This window comes from Pseudomonas sp. E45-MNA-CIBAN-0222 (assembly GCF_040310405.1).
Taxonomy (GTDB): domain Bacteria; phylum Pseudomonadota; class Gammaproteobacteria; order Pseudomonadales; family Pseudomonadaceae; genus Stutzerimonas; species Stutzerimonas stutzeri_AC.
In genome coordinates this window covers 12,191-33,652 of record NZ_JBEOPU010000009.1, presented here as the reverse complement: position 1 = coordinate 33,652, position 21,462 = coordinate 12,191, and the positions used below count along the sequence as shown (strand labels likewise).

Genomic DNA, 21,462 nt, shown 5'->3' with positions numbered 1-21,462 from the left:
TCTTCCGCTGTGCAGCTTGAACCACGAAAGATGATGTGAAGATTACAAATCTGTCATATTCAGATCATGACAAGGGTTAGCCAGTTATCGGCGTATTGAAGGCAATGGCGCACGAACTCGGGCGATGATGGTCGGATTTCTGTCAACGGTTTGGAGGCTGTCTCCGTGTCAGACGGTACAAAGGCACTAGTATATTTATTTGTTGCTATAGACGACCGTTTGGCTTCCTGTGCTTAGTCTTTTTTTAGATTTTTAAGGGTGGTTAAAAACCAATGGGCCACGAACATAACCATAACACCGAAGCTATAGGCGATAAGCGTCTAATTGCTGCTATAGGCGTTAACGCCGCATTAACACTGGCACAAATAGTCGGTGGAATACTCTCTGGTAGCTTATCACTCATTGCTGACGCGCTACATAATTTGAGCGATGCCGCATCACTGGTTATTGCGCTGATCGCACGTAAGATCGGTCGCAGACCGCCAGATGCATTTAAAACCTTTGGCTATCGACGCAGTGAAACCATAGCGGCTTTGATCAACTTGGTCACCCTGATCATCGTCGGTCTCTATCTTATTTACGAGGCCATAGGCCGGTTGTTTTCCCCGCAGCCCATTGAAGGTTGGACGGTGGTCGTGGTCGCAGGAGTAGCCTTGGTTGTAGATATCGTCACTGCCTTTCTCACATACTCGATGTCTAAGGACAGCATGAACATAAAGGCGGCATTTTTGCACAATGTGTCGGATGCACTGGCCTCCGTTGGAGTGGTTATCGCCGGGACATTGATACTTCTTTATGGGTGGTACTGGGCGGATACTGTACTGACGCTGATGATTGCTGGTTACGTGCTCTGGCAGGGCTTTAGCATGCTGCCTAAAACCATTCACTTGTTGATGGAAGGCGCACCAGAAGGGGTTTCCATCGCCGATATAATCAACGTCATGGAGCAAGTAGACGATGTTGAGAGCGTTCACCACGTACATGTTTGGGAAATCGCGGAACATACAATTGCATTGGAAGCCCACGTTGTCATAAAGAAGGCTAGTCTGCCTGATATCGAACGAGTGAAGACCGATTTAAAACGAGTACTCCATGAGCAATTCAAAGTCAGCCACTCGACACTTGAAATGGAGCTAGACGGCAGTGTTTGTATCGACACCAGGCAGGCCGAAAATCATCGCAGCGAAGCATAAGCCTGCTTTGCTTTTACCGCTGTCACCTGACAGTTAACTCGATATCAACGGAGCGAATTCGCGTGCGGCACTCGTTGGCGCTATGCCCTTGACCTTAGAAATGCTAACGGCATGTGGCCAAAGTAGCTCGCCACGAGGAGATCAGGCTAGGTCGTGGCACCTTCAGCAGGCTGCCGCGACGAGTAAGCCCCGCCAGTCGCTACCGCCGCCGACGCTCAGAGCCAGCGGCGGACTCGTGCACGGTAGCGGGCGAATGATTCGCCGAACAGTGCTTCCAGCGCCCACTCTTCGGGTGTGATCTGGAAACGGTTCATGTACAGCACGAAAGCAACCACGCCAAGCAGGGTTAGAGGCGAAGCCAAGACCAGCGCCCAAGCCGCCAGGATAATGGCAAAGCCTAAGTACATGGGGTTGCGGCTGTACCGGTAGATGCCAGCCTCCACTAATGCCGAAGCCTGCTGCGGCTGCAATGGATTAACCGTTGTACGCGCGCGGCGAAACGACAGGACGCCGGCGAGGCACACGCCGAGCCCCAGGAGCAGTACCGGCAAAGCGAAGGTCAGGCGCGCGGTCCATGCCAGTTCGAAACCCGGCAATTTGGTTCCCGACAAACCCATCAGCACAGCGATCAGGCCTGCCACGAGCAGCGGTGGCACGCGATTTTCCAGCGCGCTCATAGTGTCATTCCCGTGCCTTGGCCACTTCGCTGTTCACCAATTGGCGCAGCGGCTCCGGGCCAAACTCGCTGAGCGCACGACCATTGACAAAAAAAGTCGGCGTGCCACGAACCCCAACGGCCTTAACGTCCTGCATGTCCGTTTCCAGCACGGCGTTGACGCCAGGCGTATGCATGTCCTGGCGGGCCTGTTCCAAGTTCAAACCGACGCGCTCTGCAGCAGCCCATGCCTGCGTTACCTTGGGGTCGTCGTGCCAACCGGGTTGGGCCTCCAGCACAGCCTCCAGCACTTTTTCATGGAGATTTTGCTTACGCGCCGCCTCCAGCATCCGCGCCACTTCTTCCGAACCCTGATGAAACAGTACATAGCGCAGCACTAGACGTACATCTTCCGGGTTCTCGGCGAGGATCTGCTTCACATAGGGATGGAAGGCGCGGCATGCCTCGCATGAAGGATCGAAGAATTCGACGATGGTCACTGGAGCCTGCGCCGGACCGAACACTGGTGAGTGGAAGCGAACCAATTGGCCGCCGTTCTGTTTGGGTTGTGTCCCGGTCTCTTGGGCGGTCGAACCGGGAGCCTGGGCCTGTTGAGGCGACTGCGAGGGGGAATAGAAGAATGCGGCGGCAGCAAAGACGGCCAGGATCACGACACTGACGATCAGGACCACGGAACGGCGATTCATGGGGTGGTTCTCCGACGGATGATAATGAGCAGGATGGCGATAAGGATAAAAGCGAACAAGGCGAGTGCCGGCAGGGGCACCACGCCGAAGAGGGTCATTCCGGCGCCTGAGCAGGATGGACCGGTGGCCGTGCAGGGCTGGATCGGCTGTGGAATCAGCCCTGCATAGAGCAGCGTGTGAACAAATGCCAGTGCCGCACCGATAGTGGTCAGCGGTAGGGCATAACGCCAGACTGTAAAATCCGAGCGGTAGCAGGCGATGGCCAGAATCACCGCCAGCGGAAACATAAAGGCACGCTGGAACCAGCACAACACGCAGGGTGCTTGGCCCATTACCTCACCAATGAACAGCGCGGACAGGGTCGATACCAGTGCGAACAGCCAGGTTAGCAGCAGCAGGTTCCAGGTCATATTGGAACGTTGAGGGATCATTGCGGTGAACTCTTGGCGTTGGCGAACACTAGCGTCAGAGCCCGCATCCGATGGATTTGAAACATCATGCTCCCTCTTATCCGAAAAACTTGTTAGGAGTGTTGCAGGCTTCGCCCAACGACACACTAGAAGCTGAAAGCAACTAGGCAGGTCTGTCCCGGGGTTGGCGGACAGATAGTTGAGAGCTACTGCTCGCGTTTGGCCGCTCAAACCTCGATCGGACTAAGGTAGCCCAGCGTCGAGTGGCGCCGAGGGTGATTGTATAAGCGGATGTAGTCGAGCAGGTCGGTTTTCGCTTCATAGCGAGTCAGGTACACCAGTTCGGCGTTAAACGAGCTGAAAAAGCTCTCTATCGCCGCATTATCCCAACAGCTCCCTGCCGCAATCCGAGTACAGCGGCATCTCCGATCGTGGCTGCGGGCATGCGACGGCCATCACCAGCGCGGCATGTACGTTGGCTTATTGAGATCGTTGCAAAAAACCGCCGCGCGATATTCGCAACGGCCGGCACATTGGCGCTACGGGGTAATGACCGGCTAACGCCTCGATAGCGCGAGCCTTACATCGCGGGCTGCGAAAAATCGCGCTCCTGGGATCTGGATAGACCAAATATCTCATGCCTTTTCCGCTTTTTCACCTCAGTGGCAAGCATGAACAAGGTGCTCTAGCACCGTGGAGATGGCGGTTCGACGAGGCGCTGCTCCGTGGAGGCAGTGTCTTGTTGTTCCTACGCGCCTCTTGAGCAGGGTCTGCAGGTCAACGGAGTGAGGCGCGGCAAAGGTTTTATGTGCTGTAGAGTTGCAGCAGTGTGATGCCAAAGCCTAAGTTGCAGCAGCAATCTTGGGCTCCACAGCATGCACGTTGTATGTACGGTGAAATTGTCAAAATATTTTGGCAAAAATCGTTGTTCTAGTCAGTTCTCTACACGTTGATTGTCGAAATATTATTATTTGAAAGCTGACTCTAATCGACCTCAGCCCCCGATTTATAGTTCTGAAATTGTCAGAATTATTTGTAAGCCACCAAACGGTGTGGCATGACAATAAAGTTGGTAACAAAACAATATAGTTGGTAACTTGACAATAAAGTTGGTAACTTATCTCCGTATACTTAATGCTCAAAATTGAGGTGCGGAGCATGACAAGCAGCACACTTGACTCACGTTCTTTGAAGTGGATAAAACAAGGGCGAGGAGTTGGCTCCGGAAAAGACTACCAGCCTTGGCTAACGGTCAGAGATTTACCCTCTTCTGGCCGTTCCCACCGTATTTGGGGGGGCGGCGGCAAAAACTGAGTGCAACACCTGACCTTTCCGGTACGGTGCTGCCCCTATGTCTTATTCCGAACTCAGCGTTGAAGAACGCGCCACCATTCAAATCAGCCGTGCCCAAGGGTTCAGCCTGCGCAAGATTGCTTGCTTGATCACCCGATCCCCTTCGACCATCAGCCGGGAGCTGCGCCGCAATCGAGATGTCTGTGGTGGCTACTCGGCCCGCATGGCCCAGCAGCAGATGCAGGCCCGCCGCCAAGGCTGTCGACCGAAACGAAAGCTGTTGCCGGGTGGTGAGCGCTTTCAGTTGGTGGCCCATATGCTGCGCGAGCGTTTGTCTCCCGAGCAGATTGCCGGCAAGCTGCGCAGCATGAACATTCCCAGCCTCAGAGATGCATACGTCTGTCGCGAGACGATCTATAACGCCATCTATGCCTTGCCGGTCGGCGAGCTGCGTAAGGAGCTGATCATCTGCCTGCGCCAAAGTAAGACGACGCGCCGGCCGCGCTCTGGCGGCGTGGATCGGCGTGGCCAGATCCCCGAGATGGTCAGCATCCATGTGCGCCCACCGGAGATCGAAGACCGACTGATGCCAGGGCATTGGGAAGGCGATCTGATCAAGGGCAAGGCCAACGCCTCGTCTGTAGGCACGCTGGTAGAGCGCACCAGTGGCTACCTGATGCTGGTAAAGATGAACGACGCGACGGCGACCTCGGCGATGGAAGGCTTCAGTGCAGCGCTCAATGGCATGCCGCTGGCGATGCGCAAGAGCATGACCTACGACCAGGGCCGAGAAATGGCGCGGCATGCTGAAATCACTCAGCAGACCGGGGTGGCCATTTACTTCTGCGACCCGCACAGCCCTTGGCAGCGCGGCAGCAACGAAAACATCAATGGCCTGATCCGCCAGTACCTGCCCAAAGGCGCAGACCTGTCGGTACACAGCCAGGAAGAACTGGATGCCATCGCACTGCAACTGAACATGCGCCCACGTAAGCGCTTCGACTTCAAATGCCCAATTGAAGTTATGGGCAAAGTGATGCAGGAAGCCATGGCTATGCGGCATGATGCGCCTGCTTCAATTCAATAACCGTGTTGCACTCAGCCCCTGCAACCGCCCAATCTAATGCTTGCAGATACGGGCGGCGACGAATGACTACTTCTGACGCCACAACATCCGCCCGATTTGACAATAATTCCTCAGGACAAGGCATAGGGCATAGGGCATCTCGAAACGAACCTTCCGGGGTAAGATCGTGCCCTTTCATAGTGCTCGTCCAAAGGCGTGGCGCACTCACCAATTTTTAGAGCGAGCTTTCACTGCCGTGCTCTACTTGAATCTTTGCTGTGTTTGGTTCAGGGATGGCATATCCAGTTAGCTGCTCAAGACTCCTCCCTAGAATCAACCAAGCTTCAGCCATCTCTTTGATATAGCTGTGACGCTGGTAGGTGCGCTTAATCTTGTTTTCCTCAGTGTGATTGAGACAGCGTTCGGCGACTTCTGGAAGGACACCTAGTGCAGTCATGAGGGTTGCCCCGGTACGCCGAAGATCGTGAGGGGTCCATTTCCCGCCTTTCAGTAAAAGGGCGCTGGCTTTAGCGCTGCGGTTGTTCATGATGCCTTGACCCGGCAGGCGCTGCCTGTCACCGAGCTGCTTGGTTACAGTCTTTGAGCAGACAGGGCCGGTATTTTTCGTATTCGGATAGCACCACTGACTTTTTTTGCTGAAGGCCTTGACTTTTTTGAACTGCTGGGTGGCGAATTTTGATAGTGTCACGGTATGGGCTTTGCCGTTCTTGCTGTCTTCAGCTGGTATGAGCCAGCTGCCTGTTTTCAGATCAATATTTTCCCAGCGAGCATTCATCAGCTCCCCGATACGGCAACAGGTAGAAAGGGCAATCCATATTGCCGCTTCCGTCGGAGGAAGAAGTCCTGCATCAGGGGCCCGCTTCGCGAGGAGGGAAATTTCATCTTCGCTGAGTACTCGATCCCGCTCGACATCTTTGCCTCCGATCTTTGCTTTGCGAATGCTCGCAGTCGGATCATGATCGAGCAGATCTCGATCAACCGCGAATCGGAACATCTGACGCATTAAACTAAAGATCAGCTTGGCCATGCGGTTCACGCCGCGGGCCAGTAAGGCGTCTGTCACCTCTGTGATATGCCCCTTTTTTACCTCGTCCAGAGGCAGAGTGCCGAGAACTGGCAGGACGTCCTTTTTGAACATGCGCCGAACCTCATCGCCGCCGTCTTTGCGGTTGATGAGGTCAACCTTTGCCCAGTGATCAAACAGATCTTGGACAGTCTTTCTTGCGGCAAGGCGGGCCTTTGCTTCTTCTATCGCCGCTTTCTCAGCAACAATCCTCGCTAGCTCAGCGTCACGCGCAGCGACGCGGGCGGCTTCCTTCGCCTCGAGATGTTGCTTCACATCCTTGATGCCAGATTTATGAAGCCCTGCAAGCTCTGTGGCTCGTTGTCCTGCTTCAGCCAGCGTCATCGTGCCTTCGCCTCCATCACGGCTGTAGGTGCCGATAGGGAAGGTCACGCGCTCGCCACTGCCGTTGGTGTAGCGGAAATAGAAGAGGCGTTCGCCGCTTGTTGTAATGCGTGCCACCAGGCTTCCGTGCCCCCATATGGCCACTTCGCTTAGCCACTTGTCGCTTACGCCTGGCTTGGCAGTCATTTGCCGATCTGTAATCTTGGCCATCTGGTCCGTTTTCCCGTTGCCAATTCGTTGCCAATTAAGATTGTCTGGTTGCCAATTCGTTGCCAATTGAGATCGGCTTTCTTCGTATGGCTTCGGACCATTTTGGACGATATAAAGGCTTTAGGCCATATAAATCAAGGGTTTATGCTCGATGAATTGGATTGGGTAGGATGGCGTTGGAAGATATTTTACCTGTATGGGGTGCAAGGGGTAGAGTGTTCGAATCACTCCGTCCCGACCAAATTGATAGATGAGAAAGCCCGGATCGGAAACGACCGGGCTTTTTTTTGCGCATATGTTGGCGCGAGCACGTCGGTTCGATTCTTCCTGGTGGGCCAGGGTGTGTTATCTGAAGAAGGGGAACTGCCATGCGCGAGCGTTTGCTGGCCGCGGAGAGCGTGAAGTCCATCGAATGGGCGGGCGGCCGCCTGAATCTCCTTGATCAGCGCAGGTTGCCGATCAAGGAGGTCTGGCTCGGCTATGACTCGGCCGCGTCGGTCGCTGGGGCTATTCGGGATATGGTGGTTCGAGGTGCTCCAGCAATTGGAATAAGTGCTGCCTATGGCGTTGTGTTGGCTATTCGGGCCCGCACTGCCAGTGATGGTGATTGGCGGCAGGCTTTAGAGGAGGATTTCAAGGTCCTCGCGGATTCGCGCCCCACCGCGGTCAATCTGTTCTGGGCGCTGAATCAGATGCGTGAGCGTCTCGCGCGCCTCAAACCTGGTGAGGACCCTTGCGCGGCGCTAGAGGCTCAAGCCATTTCGATACATGAAAGCGATCGCGAGGCAAATCTCGCGATGGCACAGTTCGGTGTCGAACTTATCCGGCGGCACCAAGGCAATCCGCAGAACTTTCTCACGCACTGCAACACTGGCGCGCTAGCCACTGGTGGTTTTGGTACTGCGCTTGGTGTTCTTCGAGCAGCGCACCTTGAGGGCCTGGTGGAGCGGGTTTATGTCGACGAGACGCGTCCTTGGTTGCAAGGCTCCAGATTGACCGCGTGGGAGCTGCTGGGTGACGGTGTGCCTGCCACTTTGAATGTCGACTCGGCGGCTGCGCATTTGATGAAGTCAAAGGGCATCTCCTGGGTAGTCGTCGGTGCGGACCGCATCACTGCCAATGGCGATGTGGCGAACAAGATTGGTACCTATCAGCTTGCGGTCCTGGCGATGCATCATGGTGTTCGTTTCATGGTTGTTGCGCCTAGTTCTACCATTGATATGGCGCTGGAGAGTGGCGACGATATACCCATCGAGGAGCGCGCCAGTAGCGAGCTGCTTGAGGTTGATGGTCGACGGTTCGCCGCAAATGTCGAGGCGTTCAACCCCGTATTCGATGTGACTCCTGCCGACCTCATCGACGCCATAGTGACCGAGAAGGGTGTTGTCGAGCGTCCAAATGCTGCGAAAATGTCCGCCTTGATGAGCCGCAAGCGGCTTCACTGAGGCGTTTTTGGTTCACGATGTCGCGCCTAGTGTTGTGGTGAGCAAGTCGGGTCCTGCTCCGTTCAAGGCTCAGTTTATAACGGCTGTCTGTGTTATTATCCCGCGCTTATTACAGGACCCTGCTGACTATAAGGAACCAGGCTTCCATGGGCGAACTGGCCAAAGAAATCCTCCCGGTCAATATCGAAGACGAGCTCAAGCAGTCCTACCTTGATTACGCGATGAGCGTGATCATTGGCCGTGCGCTGCCGGACGCGCGCGATGGCCTGAAACCGGTACACCGCCGCGTACTGTTCGCCATGAGCGAGCTTGGCAATGACTGGAACAAGCCGTACAAGAAATCCGCCCGTGTGGTCGGTGACGTGATCGGTAAGTATCACCCTCACGGCGACTCGGCGGTGTACGACACCATCGTGCGGATGGCTCAGCCGTTCTCGCTGCGCTACATGCTGGTCGATGGTCAGGGAAACTTCGGCTCGGTCGACGGCGACAGTGCTGCGGCAATGCGATACACCGAAGTGCGTATGGCCAAGCTGGCTCACGAGCTGCTGGCCGACTTGGAAAAGGAGACCGTTGACTGGGTCCCCAACTACGACGGCACCGAGCAGATCCCGGCGGTCATGCCGACCAAGGTGCCCAACCTGCTGGTGAACGGCTCCAGTGGTATCGCGGTAGGCATGGCGACCAACATTCCGCCGCATAACCTGGGCGAAGTCATCGATGGTTGCCTGGCGCTGATCGACAACGCCGATATCACCATCGACGAACTCATGCAGTTCATCCCGGGCCCCGATTTCCCCACCGCCGGTATCATCAATGGCCGAGCTGGCATCATCGAGGCCTACCGAACTGGCCGTGGCCGCATCTATATCCGTGCGCGCGCCGATATCGAAGACATCGATAAGGTCGGCGGCCGCCAGCAGATCGTTATTACCGAGCTGCCTTACCAGCTGAACAAGGCGCGGCTGATCGAGAAGATCGCCGAGCTGGTAAAAGAGAAGAAGATCGAAGGCATCACCGAACTGCGTGACGAGTCCGACAAGGACGGCATGCGCGTGGTCATCGAACTGCGTCGTGGCGAAGTGCCGGAGGTGATCCTCAACAATCTCTATGCACAGACCCAGCTGCAGAGTGTATTCGGCATCAACGTGGTCGCGCTCATCGATGGTCAGCCGCGTACGCTGAACCTCAAGGAGCTGTTGGAAGCCTTCGTTCGCCACCGCCGCGAAGTCGTCACCCGCCGCACCGTCTACGAGCTGCGCAAGGCGCGTGAGCGCGGTCATATCCTTGAAGGGCAGGCGGTCGCGCTGTCCAATATCGATCCTGTTATCGCGTTGATCAAAGCCTCGCCCACGCCGGCCGAAGCCAAGGATGCGTTGATCTCCACTGCTTGGGAGTCGAGCGCTGTCGAGGCGATGGTCGAGCGTGCGGGTGCTGACGCTTGTCGGCCGGAAGGCCTGGACGAGCAGTTCGGTCTGCGTGACGGCAAGTACTTCCTGTCCCCGGAGCAAGCTCAGGCGATTCTCGACCTGCGTTTGCACCGTCTGACTGGTCTTGAGCATGAGAAGCTGCTCGGCGAGTATCAGGAAATCCTGACCCAGATTGGCGAACTGATCCGCATCCTAACCAGCCCGGTCCGTCTGATGGAAGTCATTCGTGAAGAGCTGGAGGGGGTGAAGCGCGATTTTGGTGATGCACGGCGTACCGAGATTCTCGAGTCCCGCCTGGATCTTACCCTGGCTGACCTGATCACCGAGGAAGAGCGCGTCGTCACCATCTCTCATGGGGGCTATGCCAAGTCGCAACCGCTGGCCGCCTACCAGGCGCAGCGCCGCGGTGGTCGCGGCAAGGCTGCGACTGGTGTGAAGGAAGAGGATTACGTCGAGCATCTTCTGGTTGCCAACAGTCACACCACGCTGCTGCTGTTCTCCAGCAAGGGCAAGGTGTACTGGCTGAAGACCTACGAGATTCCCGAAGCATCCCGCACTTCGCGTGGCCGCCCGCTGGTCAATCTGCTGCCGCTCGACGAGGGCGAGCGCATCACCGCGATGCTTCAGGTCGATCTGGAAGCCTTGCGCAAGCAGGCAGCCGAAGGTGAGGAAGACCTGGACGAAGCCGACGGTCTGGTCATCGAGCATGATGATGCGGACGACGTCGAAAGCGATGACGCCGACAGCGACGAGAAGGGCGAGCCGACCGGCTCCTACATTTTCATGGCTACTGCCAATGGCACGGTCAAGAAGACACCGCTGGTACAGTTCAGCCGTCCGCGTACGTCCGGCCTGATTGCGCTCAAGCTGGAAGAAGGCGACACCCTCATCGCTGCCGCCGTCACCGACGGCGCCCAGGAAGTGATGATGTTCTCCGATGGCGGCAAGGTGATTCGTTTCAAGGAAAGCAAGGTTCGCATCATGGGTCGCAATGCCCGCGGTGTACGCGGTATGCGTCTGCCCGAAGGGCAGCGCATCATCTCCATGCTGATTCCGGAATCGGACGCGCAGATCCTTACCGCGTCTTTGCGTGGCTACGGCAAGCGCACCGCGATGGAAGAGTTTCCGCGCCGCGGTCGTGGTGGTCAGGGCGTGATCGCCATGGTCACCAATGAGCGTAACGGTCCGCTGATTGGTGCCGTTCAGGTGCTAGAGGGCGAGGAGATCATGCTTATTTCCGACCAGGGCACGCTCGTGCGGACCCGCGTCGACGAGGTGTCATCGCTGGGCCGCAATACGCAGGGCGTCACCCTGATCAAGCTGAGCAAGGGCGAGCACCTGGTTGGTCTGGAGCGCGTGCAGGAGCCATCCGAGGAAGACGTGCTGGACGACATCGAAGCTCTGCTCGATGACGATGCCCTCGAGAAGGAAATGCCTGTGATCAGCACCGATCCTGGCGAGGATGAGCTGCTCGGCGGTTCTGGCGACGTGTCTCCAGATGTGGTGCCGACCGACGACGAGGACTGACTCGCGAGAGCTGGTGCCAACAGCAGCATGCTGGGCAAGTGGTAGTGAGGTGGTCGGTAGAGGTGCCGGCCGCCGCATCCCGGGATTCAATATCGAGCAAGAGCGAGAGAACAGCAGTGAGCAAACGCGCCTTTAACTTCTGTGCCGGTCCGGCTGCGCTTCCCGAAGCCGTCCTTCAGCGCGCCCAGGCAGAGCTTCTCGACTGGCATGGCAAGGGCCTGTCAGTCATGGAGATGAGTCACCGCAGCGACGAATACACCGCTATCGCCGAAAAGGCCGAACAGGATCTGCGCGACCTGCTGGCGATTCCCTCGAACTACAAGGTGCTCTTCCTGCAGGGGGGCGCCAGCCAGCAGTTTGCCGAGATTCCGCTGAACCTGCTGCCGGAAGATGGAGTTGCCGACTACATCGACACCGGCATCTGGTCGCGCAAGGCGATCGAAGAGGCGCGTCGTTTCGGTAACGTCAACGTGGCGGCCAGCGCAAAATCCCTCGATTACTTCGCCCTTCCGGGGCAAAACGATTGGCAGTTGAGCGAGCGCGCTGCGTACCTGCACTACGCGAGCAACGAGACGATCGGCGGCCTGCAGTTCGACTGGATCCCGGATCTCGGCGATACGCCGCTGGTCGTCGATATGTCCTCGGACATTCTGTCGCGGAGCATCGACGTCTCGAAGTTCGGCCTGATCTACGCCGGCGCGCAGAAGAACATCGGGCCGTCCGGGCTGGTGGTCGTCATCGTTCGTGAAGATCTGCTCGGTCGCGCGCGCTCTGCTTGCCCGACCATGCTTGATTACAAGGTCGCCGCGGATAACGGCTCGATGTACAACACCCCGGCCACGTTTTCCTGGTACCTGTCGGGGCTGGTCTTCGAGTGGCTGAAGGAGCAGGGCGGCGTCGAGGCGATGGAGCAGCGCAACCGCGCCAAGAAAGAAATGCTCTATGGCGCCATTGATGCCAGCGATTTCTACACCAACCCGATAGCCGTCAGCGCGCGTTCGTGGATGAATGTCCCGTTCCGCCTGGCCGATGAGCGCCTGGACAAAACGTTTCTGGCCGGCGCTGACGCGCGTGGTCTGTTGAACCTCAAGGGGCATCGCTCCGTGGGTGGTATGCGCGCTTCGATCTATAACGCCGTCGGCCTGGACGCGGTCGAAGCGCTTGTGGCCTACATGGCCGAGTTCGAGAAGGAGCACGGCTGATGAGCGATGCCGATCAGCTGAAGGCCCTGCGGGTTCGAATCGACAGCCTTGATGAACGGATTCTCGATCTGATCAGCGAGCGCGCTCGCTGCGCTCAGGAAGTCGCGCGGGTCAAGACGGCGGCGCTGGCCGAGGGTGAGTCGGCAGTCTTCTATCGCCCCGAGCGCGAGGCATGGGTGCTCAAGCACATCATGGAACTTAACCGCGGGCCGCTCGACAACGAGGAAATGGCACGGCTGTTTCGCGAGATCATGTCGTCCTGCCTGGCCTTGGAGCAGCCGCTCCGGGTTGCCTATCTCGGTCCGGAAGGTACCTTCTCCCAGGCTGCGGCGCTCAAGCATTTCGGCCATGCGGTCATCAGTACGCCAATGGCCGCCATCGATGAGGTGTTCCGCGAAGTCGTGGCGGGGGCGGTGAATTTCGGCGTAGTGCCGGTGGAGAACTCCACCGAAGGTGCAGTCAATCACACGCTGGATAGCTTCCTCGAGCACGACATCGTGATCTGCGGCGAAGTGGAATTGCGTATCCACCACCATTTACTGGTGGGTGAGACGACCAAGACCGATCGCATCACGCGCATTTATTCCCATGCACAATCGCTCGCGCAGTGCCGCAAGTGGCTGGATGCGCATTATCCGAACGTCGAGCGGGTGGCGGTTTCCAGCAATGCGGATGCAGCCAAGCGGGTCAAGAGCGAGTGGAATTCGGCGGCCATCGCCGGTGACATGGCTGCGCAGCTCTATGGCCTGACCAAGCTGGCCGAGAAGATTGAGGATCGCCCGGACAACTCCACGCGATTCCTGATCATCGGCAGTCAGGAAGTGCCCCCGACCGGCGACGACAAGACTTCGATCATTGTTTCGATGCGCAACAAGCCAGGCGCCTTGCACGAGCTGCTGGTGCCGTTCCATGCCAACGGCATCGACCTTACTCGAATCGAAACGCGGCCGTCGCGCAGCGGCAAGTGGACCTACGTGTTCTTCATCGATTTCCTGGGCCACCATCAGGATCCGTTGATCAAGGATGCGCTGGAGAAGCTCGGTCAGGAAGCTGTGGCCCTTAAGGTGTTGGGTTCCTACCCCAAAGCGGTTCTTTAATTGCGGCTTCAGGTCGCGGCAGTGGGGCAGGCGACCGGCTTGTACCTCCGCCCGAAGCCTGCAGCCTGAGGTCTTGTTATGAGTTGTGATTTCCTCACCCTGGCGCAGCCAGGGGTACAGAAGCTGTCACCGTACGTGCCGGGCAAGCCGGTTGACGAGCTGGCGCGCGAGCTGAATTTGGACCCCGCTGGAATCGTCAAGCTCGCCAGCAACGAGAACCCCCTGGGGCCAAGCCCGAAAGTACTTGATGCGATCAGGGTTGAGCTTCCGGAGCTGACCCGCTACCCAGACGGCAACGGTTTCGCGCTCAAGCAGCGACTCGCCGAACGCTATTCCGTCGGCATCAATCAGGTCACCCTGGGCAACGGCTCCAACGACATTCTTGAGCTGGTTGCGCGCGCCTATCTGGCGCCGGGGCTCAACGCCGTGTTCAGTGAGCACGCCTTTGCTGTCTATCCGATTGCGACGCAGGCGGTCGGGGCCGAGGGGCGTGCCGTACCGGCCAGGAACTGGGGCCACGACCTCGACGCAATGGCGGCTGCCGTTGATGAAAACACCCGAGTGGTTTTCATCGCCAACCCCAACAATCCCACCGGAACCTGGTTCGATGCCGCTGCGCTTGGTGAATTTCTAGCGCGCGTATCGGAGAGTGTCCTTGTGGTGCTGGACGAGGCCTACATTGAATACGCCGAAGGGCAGGACTTGCCGGATGGTCTGGCATTTCTGGCCGACTATCCAAACCTGCTGGTTTTGCGCACCTTCTCCAAGGCCTATGGGCTTGCTGCGTTGCGGGTTGGCTACGCGATCTGTTCGGCGGTGATCGCCGATGTGCTGAATCGCGTCAGGCAGCCATTCAACGTAAACAGTCTGGCACTGGCGGCGGCTTGCGCAGCGCTGGATGACGTCGATTATCTGCTTGCCAGCCGCAAGGCGAATGATGCCGGGATGCTTCAGCTGGAAACAGGTTTCCGTCAGCTGGGGTTGGATTGGATCCCTTCGCGGGGCAATTTCATCGCGGTGGACTTCGCCCGTGACGCTGCGCCGATCAACCAGGCGCTGTTGCGCGAAGGGGTGATTGTGCGTCCTATGGCTGGATACGGTATGCCAACGTTCCTGCGTATCTCAGTTGGCACCGAGCAGGAAAATTCGCGCTTTATCGAAGTGCTGCACCAGGTCCTTGCGCAGTGAGTCACGTTAACCAAGCTCGGCAGGCTGTCCCCATTGTGGAGCGTCTAGTGGTTATCGGCCTTGGGCTGATTGGCGGTTCGTTTGCCAAGGGGTTGCGTGAGGCTGGTATCTGTCGTGAGGTGATCGGCTTCGATCTGGACACGCGCTCGCGTGAGCTGGCAGTTGAGCTGGGTGTAGTGGACCGCTGCGCGGACACACTCGCCGAGGCGTGTTGCGGCGCTGACGTGATTCAGCTCGCTACACCCATTCTTGCGCTGGAAAAGCTGCTCGCCGAACTGGCGACAATAGAACTGGGCGATGCTGTGATCACCGATGTCGGTAGCGCCAAGGGCAATGTCGTGCGCTGCGCGCGCAAAGTGTTCGGCAGCATGCCGTTAAGGTTCGTGCCTGGCCATCCCATCGCGGGCTCCGAGCTCAGTGGCGTGACGGCGGCGAACAGCACACTGTTTCGGCGGCACAAGGTGATCCTTACGCCGCTGGAAAATACCGATCCACAAGCACTCGCGCTGGTGAGCCGGCTGTGGTCGGTGCTTGGCGCGGATGTCGAGCATATGGAGGTGGCGCATCACGATGAGGTGCTGGCTGCCACTAGTCATTTACCGCATCTGCTGGCCTTCGGCCTGGTTGATTCGCTCGCCAAGCGCCATGAAAATCTCGAGATCTTCCGCTATGCGGCGGGGGGGTTTCGCGATTTCACCCGGATTGCCGGTAGCGACCCGGTGATGTGGCACGACATCTTTCTCGCCAATCGCGAGGCAGTGCTGCATACCCTGGACGATTTTCGTGCCGATCTCGACGCGCTGCGCGCCGCGGTCGATGAAGGAGACGGGCACAGGTTGTTGGGCGTATTCACTCGTGCCCAGGCTGCCCGGGAACATTTCAGCAAAATACTGGCTCGTCGAGCCTATGTGGACGTTATGCATTCCAATGACCTCGTTTTCCTCGCCAACCCTGGCGGCAGCCTGACCGGCCATCTGCGTGTGCCGGGCGACAAATCCATTTCTCACCGTTCGATCATGCTTGGCTCCCTGGCCGAGGGCACGACTGAAGTCGAGGGGTTCCTCGAGGGGGAGGACGCTCTGGCCACCATTCAGGCGTTTCGGGATATGGGCGTCGTCATCGAAGGCCCCCAGCAGGGGCGCGTGACGGTTCACGGCGTCGGCTTGCACGGCCTCAAGGCGCCACCCGGGCCTATTTACCTGGGCAACTCCGGAACCTCGATGCGGTTGTTGTCTGGCTTGCTTGCTGCGCAGCCGTTCGATACGACGCTGACCGGCGACGCATCGTTGACCAAGCGCCCGATGAATCGCGTTGCTAAACCGCTGCGCGAGATGGGGGCTGTGATCGAGACGGCGCCTGAAGGGCGTCCGCCACTGATCATTCGTGGTGGCCAGCGTCTGTCGGGCATGCATTACGAAATGCCGATGGCCAGTGCACAGGTCAAATCGTGCCTGCTGCTGGCTGGTCTGTACGCGGCCGACCAGACGTCCGTAACCGAGCCGGCTCCAACGCGCGATCATACCGAGAGGATGCTTCGTGGCTTCGGCTACCCGGTGACGGTCAAGGGAAGCACCGCGATCGTCGAGCCGGGCCACAAGCTGTGCGGAACCCATATAGAAGTACCCGCCGATATTTCTTCGGCGGCTTTCTTCATGGTGGCCGCGAGCATCGCGCCGGGCTCGGATATCGTACTCGAGCACGTCGGTGTGAATCCGACGCGTACCGGCGTGATTGACATTCTCAAATTGATGGGTGGCGATATCTCCCTGGAGAATCCACGAGAGGTGGGCGGTGAGCCGGTGGCGGACATTCGCGTGCGGGGTGCTCAGCTTAAGGGTATCGATATTCCAGAAGCTCTTGTGCCGCTGGCTATCGACGAGTTCCCGGTGCTGTTCGTCGCCGCGGCCTGCGCCGAAGGTCGTACTACGCTGCGCGGTGCCGAAGAGCTGCGCGTCAAAGAGTCTGACCGCATCCAGGTGATGGCGGACGGGCTGCAGACGCTTGGCGTCAAGGCCGAACCGACGCCGGACGGGATTGTCATCGAAGGAGGCACGATTGGCACTGGCGAAGTCTGGGCGCATGGTGATCACCGTATTGCTATGTCATTCAGCGTGGCTGCCCTGCGCGCCAGCGGTCCGATCCGGGTTCACGACTGCGCAAACGTGGCGACGTCGTTCCCTAACTTTCTCGATTTGGCACAGCGCGCCGGTATGCGCGTTCATTCGGAGGGTGGTTCATGATTAGGCCTGTACCGGTCATCACCATCGACGGACCGAGCGGATCAGGCAAGGGAACGGTAGCTGCGCTGCTCGCTGGAGAACTCGGCTGGAATTTTCTCGATTCTGGCGCGTTGTATCGTCTGCTGGCGTTTGCCGCGCGTAACCATGGTGTCGACCTAACCAACGAGGAAGCGCTGAAGGTTCTCGCCGAGCACCTTGATGTCCAGTTTGGCGCTGCTCGCGATGGCCACGGCATGATCATCATCCTGGAAGGGGAAGAGGTCACCGAGTCCATTCGTAATGAGCAGGTGGGTGCCGGTGCATCTCAGGTTGCAGCGTTGCCAGTGGTTCGCACTGCCTTGCTGCAACGTCAGAAGGCGTTTCGCGAGGCTCCAGGGCTGGTAGCGGACGGACGTGATATGGGGACAGTGGTTTTCCCCGATGCGCCGCTGAAGATATTTCTGACTGCGAGCGCCGAAGAGCGCGCCCGCAGACGCTTCTTGCAGTTGAAGGCTTGCGGTGATGATGTTAATCTCGCGAGTCTTCTTGAGGAGATCCGGGAACGCGACGAGCGCGATACCCATCGTGCGGTGGCACCGCTGAAGCCGGCAGACGATGCCGTCCAATTGGATTCCACTACACTCTCCATCGAAGAAGTGCTGCAAAAAATTCTGAGCGAAGTCGCTGAGCGCGATTTGGCTGGATGAACGGAACGCCGAAAGGCGGCCAAACGGAGTCGAGCAAGCGCACCCTTTCTAGGGTATGCATCTCGGGGCCGTTAACAAGGAGGCATGTGGGAGACCAGATCCAGTCCCGCAGGCCTTTTTTTATATGAATGAACCCACATTGTCTGGAATGTGGAGATTGGGCGGATTCTCGCCTGAAAACAGCAGGAATAAACATGAGCGAAAGCTTCGCAGAACTTTTTGAAGAAAGCCTTAAATCCCTCGACATGCAGCCGGGTGCCATCATCACCGGCATCGTGGTCGACATCGACGGTGACTGGGTCACCGTGCATGCCGGCCTCAAGTCCGAGGGCGTCATCCCGGTCGAGCAGTTCTACAACGAGCAGGGCGAGCTGACCATCAAGGTGGGTGACGAGGTCCACGTTGCTCTGGACGCGGTTGAAGATGGCTTTGGCGAGACCAAGCTGTCCCGTGAAAAAGCCAAGCGCGCGGAATCCTGGATTGTTCTGGAAGCAGCTTTCGCCGCTGAGGAAGTGGTCAAGGGCGTTATCAACGGTAAGGTTAAAGGCGGCTTCACTGTCGACGTTAACGGCATCCGTGCGTTCCTCCCAGGTTCCTTGGTCGATGTCCGTCCGGTGCGTGATACCACCCATCTGGAAGGCAAAGAGCTCGAGTTCAAGGTCATCAAGCTGGACCAGAAGCGCAACAACGTTGTCGTTTCCCGTCGCAGCGTGCTGGAAGCAGAGAACAGTGCCGAGCGCGAAGCTCTGCTCGAGTCCCTGCAGGAAGGCCAGCAGGTCAAAGGTATCGTCAAGAACCTCACCGATTACGGTGCGTTCGTTGACCTGGGCGGCGTCGATGGTCTGCTGCACATTACCGACATGGCCTGGAAGCGCATCAAGCATCCGTCCGAGATCGTCAACGTTGGCGACGAGATCGATGTCAAGGTGCTGAAGTTCGACCGCGAGCGCAACCGCGTATCGCTGGGCCTGAAGCAGCTGGGCGAAGACCCATGGGTTGCCATCAAGGCGCGTTACCCGGAAGGCACCCGTGTTCAGGCTCGCGTCACCAACCTGACCGACTACGGCTGCTTCGCCGAGCTGGAAGAGGGTGTCGAAGGCCTGGTACACGTTTCCGAAATGGACTGGACCAACAAGAACATCCACCCGTCGAAGGTCGTACAGGTCGGCGACGAAGTGGAAGTCATGGTTCTGGACATCGACGAAGAGCGTCGTCGTATCTCCCTGGGTATCAAGCAGTGCAAAACCAACCCATGGGAAGACTTCTCCGGCCAGTTCAACAAGGGCGACAAGATCTCCGGCACCATCAAGTCGATCACCGATTTCGGTATCTTCATTGGTCTGGACGGCGGCATCGATGGTCTGGTTCACCTGTCCGACATCTCTTGGAACGAGCCGGGTGAAGAAGCCGTTCGCCGCTTCAAGAAGGGCGACGAGCTGGACACTGTCATCCTGTCGGTCGACCCGGAGCGTGAGCGCATCTCCCTGGGCATCAAGCAGCTGGAAGACGATCCGTTCTCCAACTACGCCGCCGTCAATGACAAGGGCAGCATCGTTCGCGGTACCGTGAAAGAAGTTGACGCCAAGGGCGCCATCATCGATCTGGGTAACGATATCGAAGCTACTTTGAAAGCTTCCGAAATCAGCCGTGACCGCGTTGAAGACGCGCGCAACGTGCTGAAGGAAGGCGACGAAGTCGAAGCCAAGATCATCAGTATCGACCGCAAGTCCCGCGTGATCAGCCTGTCCATCAAGTCCAAAGACGTCGAAGACGAAAAGGATGCGATGAAAGAGCTGCGCACCAAGCAGGACGTAGAAAGCACCGGCCCGACCACCATCGGTGATCTGATCCGTGCTCAGATGGAAAACCAGAACTAAGTTCGGGTTCTTCATAAAAAGGGCGACTTCGGTCGCCCTTTTTTGTGTCTGTGTGAAAGTGGTCTGAAGATGAAACCATCCGGTCGGATCTCCGAATCCTCGTCTAGCCTTTGGCCTTCTCCATGGCAAGCGCCTGGTTGACTGCCAGCCAGCCATCCACGGCCTGTTCGCCGACATCATCGAAGGCGCGTTGAAGCAGGCGGACCTGTTCCCTGCGCAAGGCCTGCTCGAGCTTCGCTCCCTCTACGGTAAACCGCAGCATGCGCTTTCGCTTGTCATCCTCTGCAGTAAGGCTTTCCACCAGATGCATCTCGATCAACTGACGCAGCGGCGTATTCAATGCCTGTTTGGAAACGCCGAGATAGCTCAGCAGCTCCTTGACGCTTAGGTCCGGGTAGCTCGCGATAAAGAACAGAATGCGATGATGCACACGGGACAGGCCACGGCGGGCGAGCATTTCGTCAGGCTTGGCCGTGAAGGCCTGATAGCCGAGAAAGAAGCTCTCCATGATCTGGCGCTGTACTGCGCTTTTTTTTAGGTCAGGCATATTGACGTATTTATCGTGAGAGGCGTAATTTCGGTCAAGAAGTTTGACTTATTTTGCAGCGCCTCGCATCTGGTATGAAAATGGCCTTCTCCGAACGCATTACTCGCCTTAAAAGTTCCCTCATTCGTGAAATCCTCGCTGCAGCCCAGCGCCCGGAAGTGATGTCCTTCGCTGGAGGACTGCCGGCCGAGGCGATGCTGCCTGCGGTGGATTGGGCCGAGCTGCCGGCAGGTATGGGACAGTACGGCATGAGCGAAGGCGAGCCCGCTCTTCGTGAGGCCATTGCCGCGCAAGCCCGAGAGCTAGGCGTACCCTGCGAGGCGAGCCAGGTGCTGATCGTCAGTGGCTCGCAGCAGACGCTGGATCTCGCGTCGAAGCTGTTTATCGACTCGGGCACTGAAGTGCTGGTCGAGGCGCCGACGTATCTAGCTGCGTTGCAATCCTTCCAGCTGTTCGGCGCTGAGTGCCTAGCAGTTCCTCAGCAAGCCGACGGTCCGGACATCGCTGCTCTGCGCGCTACGCTGGAGCAGCACACGCCTGCTTTTGCCTACCTGATTCCCACATTCCAGAATCCATCCGCCGTTCGCTATAGCGAAGACAAGCGTGACGCTGTCGCTGCATTGTTGGACGAGTTCGGCGTGACGCTGCTCGAGGATGAGCCATACCGCGAGCTGGTATTCGATCAGGGTTGTGCCAAGCCAATCGTTGCACGTCTGCAGCGCGCGAGTTGGATTTACACCGGTACCGTATCCAAGACGCTGCTGCCGGGATTGCGCGTGGGTTATCTGATCGCCTCGCCGGATCTGTTCCCTTATTTGCTACGACTGAAGCAGTCGGCTGATCTGCATACCAACCGGATTGGACAGTGGCAGGCGCTGCAGTGGCTGGGTAGCGAGCGGTATCAGGCACATCTGGCGGAGCTTCGCGATTTCTATCGGGCTCGTCGTGATGCTATGCAGGATGCGCTCAGCGAGCACTTCGGTGATCTTGCGTCCTGGCAGCTGCCGCAGGGCGGGCTGTTCTTCTGGCTGACGCTGAAAGAACCGCTGGATACGCGAACACTGCTCAATCAGGCGCTCGCCAACGATGTGGTGTTTATGCCTGGCGAGCCCTTCTTCGTGGACCCGGACGCCAATCCCGGCTATCTGCGGCTGAATTTCAGCCATGTTGCCGCTGAGAGAATGGAGGAAGGATTGCGTCGGCTGGCAAAGGTTATCCGCGAAGCTAAGGCGCTGGAAGCTGCTTGAGCATTATCGCTGA

The 21,462-nt window shown here is 57.9% G+C and carries 16 protein-coding genes and 1 pseudogene; 11 read left to right on the top strand and 6 right to left on the bottom strand.

The window, feature by feature from the left end; translation table 11 throughout:
* Nucleotides 1–272 precede the first annotated feature (272 nt).
* On the top strand, nucleotides 273–1,193 hold the full coding sequence (locus AAEZ08_RS14495; RefSeq protein WP_500124603.1) for a cation diffusion facilitator family transporter: 921 nt from the start codon (nucleotides 273–275) through the stop codon (nucleotides 1,191–1,193).
* A 215-nt stretch (nucleotides 1,194–1,408) separates the two neighbouring features.
* Here the strand turns inward: AAEZ08_RS14495 and AAEZ08_RS14490 are convergent, their stop codons facing one another.
* The 4 genes and pseudogenes from AAEZ08_RS14490 to AAEZ08_RS14475 form a co-directional block, all read right to left on the bottom strand.
* On the bottom strand, nucleotides 1,409–1,870 hold the full coding sequence (locus tag AAEZ08_RS14490; RefSeq protein WP_041013797.1) for a methyltransferase family protein: 462 nt from the start codon (nucleotides 1,868–1,870) through the stop codon (nucleotides 1,409–1,411).
* Nucleotides 1,871–1,874: 4 nt separating this feature from the next.
* Nucleotides 1,875–2,555, bottom strand: coding sequence for a DsbA family protein (locus AAEZ08_RS14485; protein ID WP_108235065.1), 681 nt, complete (start codon nucleotides 2,553–2,555; stop codon nucleotides 1,875–1,877).
* Nucleotides 2,552–2,986 (bottom strand): disulfide bond formation protein B, encoded by a 435-nt coding sequence (locus tag AAEZ08_RS14480; protein ID WP_177326207.1) that lies wholly within the window; start codon nucleotides 2,984–2,986, stop codon nucleotides 2,552–2,554. The genes AAEZ08_RS14485 and AAEZ08_RS14480 overlap by 4 nt, the downstream gene beginning before the upstream one ends.
* A gap of 206 nt (nucleotides 2,987–3,192) precedes the next feature.
* Nucleotides 3,193–3,381, bottom strand: a pseudogene (locus AAEZ08_RS14475) (integrase core domain-containing protein); the annotation flags it as partial.
* Nucleotides 3,382–4,316: 935 nt separating this feature from the next.
* Here AAEZ08_RS14475 and AAEZ08_RS14470 point away from each other — a divergent pair.
* Complete coding sequence (locus tag AAEZ08_RS14470) at nucleotides 4,317–5,345, top strand: IS30 family transposase (protein ID WP_500124602.1); 1,029 nt, start codon at nucleotides 4,317–4,319, stop codon at nucleotides 5,343–5,345.
* A gap of 214 nt (nucleotides 5,346–5,559) precedes the next feature.
* On the opposite strand, the gene AAEZ08_RS14465 is transcribed toward AAEZ08_RS14470, so the two are convergent.
* The gene (locus AAEZ08_RS14465; RefSeq protein ID WP_500124601.1) at nucleotides 5,560–6,963 is read right to left on the bottom strand and encodes a tyrosine-type recombinase/integrase; all 1,404 of its coding nucleotides are present in this window, start codon (nucleotides 6,961–6,963) and stop codon (nucleotides 5,560–5,562) included.
* Nucleotides 6,964–7,331: 368 nt separating this feature from the next.
* Between AAEZ08_RS14465 and mtnA the strand changes: the two genes are divergently transcribed.
* From mtnA to rpsA, 8 genes are all read left to right on the top strand, one after another.
* The gene (gene mtnA / locus AAEZ08_RS14460) at nucleotides 7,332–8,408 is read left to right on the top strand and encodes an S-methyl-5-thioribose-1-phosphate isomerase (RefSeq protein WP_003282574.1); all 1,077 of its coding nucleotides are present in this window, start codon (nucleotides 7,332–7,334) and stop codon (nucleotides 8,406–8,408) included.
* Nucleotides 8,409–8,554: 146 nt separating this feature from the next.
* Nucleotides 8,555–11,365 (top strand): DNA gyrase subunit A, encoded by a 2,811-nt coding sequence (gene gyrA / locus AAEZ08_RS14455; RefSeq protein WP_181066901.1) that lies wholly within the window; start codon nucleotides 8,555–8,557, stop codon nucleotides 11,363–11,365.
* Nucleotides 11,366–11,481: 116 nt separating this feature from the next.
* The gene (gene serC / locus AAEZ08_RS14450) at nucleotides 11,482–12,567 is read left to right on the top strand and encodes a 3-phosphoserine/phosphohydroxythreonine transaminase (protein ID WP_181066900.1); all 1,086 of its coding nucleotides are present in this window, start codon (nucleotides 11,482–11,484) and stop codon (nucleotides 12,565–12,567) included.
* Nucleotides 12,567–13,664, top strand: a complete 1,098-nt coding sequence (gene pheA, locus AAEZ08_RS14445; protein ID WP_023444760.1) for a prephenate dehydratase — start codon at nucleotides 12,567–12,569, stop codon at nucleotides 13,662–13,664. The genes serC and pheA overlap by 1 nt, the downstream gene beginning before the upstream one ends.
* 78 nt (nucleotides 13,665–13,742) lie before the next feature.
* Entirely contained in the window at nucleotides 13,743–14,852 is a 1,110-nt protein-coding gene (gene hisC / locus AAEZ08_RS14440; protein WP_500124600.1) for a histidinol-phosphate transaminase, read from the top strand.
* Nucleotides 14,849–17,092: a bifunctional prephenate dehydrogenase/3-phosphoshikimate 1-carboxyvinyltransferase gene (locus AAEZ08_RS14435; RefSeq protein ID WP_500124599.1), complete on the top strand. Its 2,244-nt coding sequence runs from the start codon at nucleotides 14,849–14,851 to the stop codon at nucleotides 17,090–17,092. The genes hisC and AAEZ08_RS14435 overlap by 4 nt, the downstream gene beginning before the upstream one ends.
* The gene (gene cmk, locus AAEZ08_RS14430) at nucleotides 17,089–17,778 is read left to right on the top strand and encodes a (d)CMP kinase (protein ID WP_500124598.1); all 690 of its coding nucleotides are present in this window, start codon (nucleotides 17,089–17,091) and stop codon (nucleotides 17,776–17,778) included. The genes AAEZ08_RS14435 and cmk overlap by 4 nt, the downstream gene beginning before the upstream one ends.
* Before the next feature lie 194 nt (nucleotides 17,779–17,972).
* A complete protein-coding gene (gene rpsA, locus AAEZ08_RS14425) occupies nucleotides 17,973–19,655 on the top strand; it encodes a 30S ribosomal protein S1 (RefSeq protein ID WP_058064610.1) in 1,683 nt (560 codons plus the stop codon).
* Between the two features lie 103 nt (nucleotides 19,656–19,758).
* Here the strand turns inward: rpsA and AAEZ08_RS14420 are convergent, their stop codons facing one another.
* A complete protein-coding gene (locus AAEZ08_RS14420) occupies nucleotides 19,759–20,202 on the bottom strand; it encodes a MarR family winged helix-turn-helix transcriptional regulator (protein WP_058064609.1) in 444 nt (147 codons plus the stop codon).
* A gap of 80 nt (nucleotides 20,203–20,282) precedes the next feature.
* On the opposite strand from AAEZ08_RS14420, the gene AAEZ08_RS14415 reads away from it, so the two are divergent.
* On the top strand, nucleotides 20,283–21,449 hold the full coding sequence (locus AAEZ08_RS14415; RefSeq protein WP_003282583.1) for an aminotransferase-like domain-containing protein: 1,167 nt from the start codon (nucleotides 20,283–20,285) through the stop codon (nucleotides 21,447–21,449).
* Nucleotides 21,450–21,462: the final 13 nt, after the last annotated feature.

Coding starts and splice junctions, on each gene's coding strand:
- AAEZ08_RS14470 (WP_500124602.1), top strand. CDS start 4,317: ATGTCTTATTCCGAACTCAGCGTTGAAGAACGCGCCACCATTCAAATC.
- AAEZ08_RS14490 (WP_041013797.1), bottom strand. CDS start 1,870: ATGAGCGCGCTGGAAAATCGCGTGCCACCGCTGCTCGTGGCAGGCCTG.
- mtnA (WP_003282574.1), top strand. CDS start 7,332: ATGCGCGAGCGTTTGCTGGCCGCGGAGAGCGTGAAGTCCATCGAATGG.
- AAEZ08_RS14485 (WP_108235065.1), bottom strand. CDS start 2,555: ATGAATCGCCGTTCCGTGGTCCTGATCGTCAGTGTCGTGATCCTGGCC.
- AAEZ08_RS14495 (WP_500124603.1), top strand. CDS start 273: ATGGGCCACGAACATAACCATAACACCGAAGCTATAGGCGATAAGCGT.
- AAEZ08_RS14420 (WP_058064609.1), bottom strand. CDS start 20,202: ATGCCTGACCTAAAAAAAAGCGCAGTACAGCGCCAGATCATGGAGAGC.
- AAEZ08_RS14465 (WP_500124601.1), bottom strand. CDS start 6,963: ATGGCCAAGATTACAGATCGGCAAATGACTGCCAAGCCAGGCGTAAGC.
- pheA (WP_023444760.1), top strand. CDS start 12,567: ATGAGCGATGCCGATCAGCTGAAGGCCCTGCGGGTTCGAATCGACAGC.
- cmk (WP_500124598.1), top strand. CDS start 17,089: ATGATTAGGCCTGTACCGGTCATCACCATCGACGGACCGAGCGGATCA.
- rpsA (WP_058064610.1), top strand. CDS start 17,973: ATGAGCGAAAGCTTCGCAGAACTTTTTGAAGAAAGCCTTAAATCCCTC.
- AAEZ08_RS14415 (WP_003282583.1), top strand. CDS start 20,283: ATGGCCTTCTCCGAACGCATTACTCGCCTTAAAAGTTCCCTCATTCGT.
- hisC (WP_500124600.1), top strand. CDS start 13,743: ATGAGTTGTGATTTCCTCACCCTGGCGCAGCCAGGGGTACAGAAGCTG.
- AAEZ08_RS14480 (WP_177326207.1), bottom strand. CDS start 2,986: ATGATCCCTCAACGTTCCAATATGACCTGGAACCTGCTGCTGCTAACC.
- gyrA (WP_181066901.1), top strand. CDS start 8,555: ATGGGCGAACTGGCCAAAGAAATCCTCCCGGTCAATATCGAAGACGAG.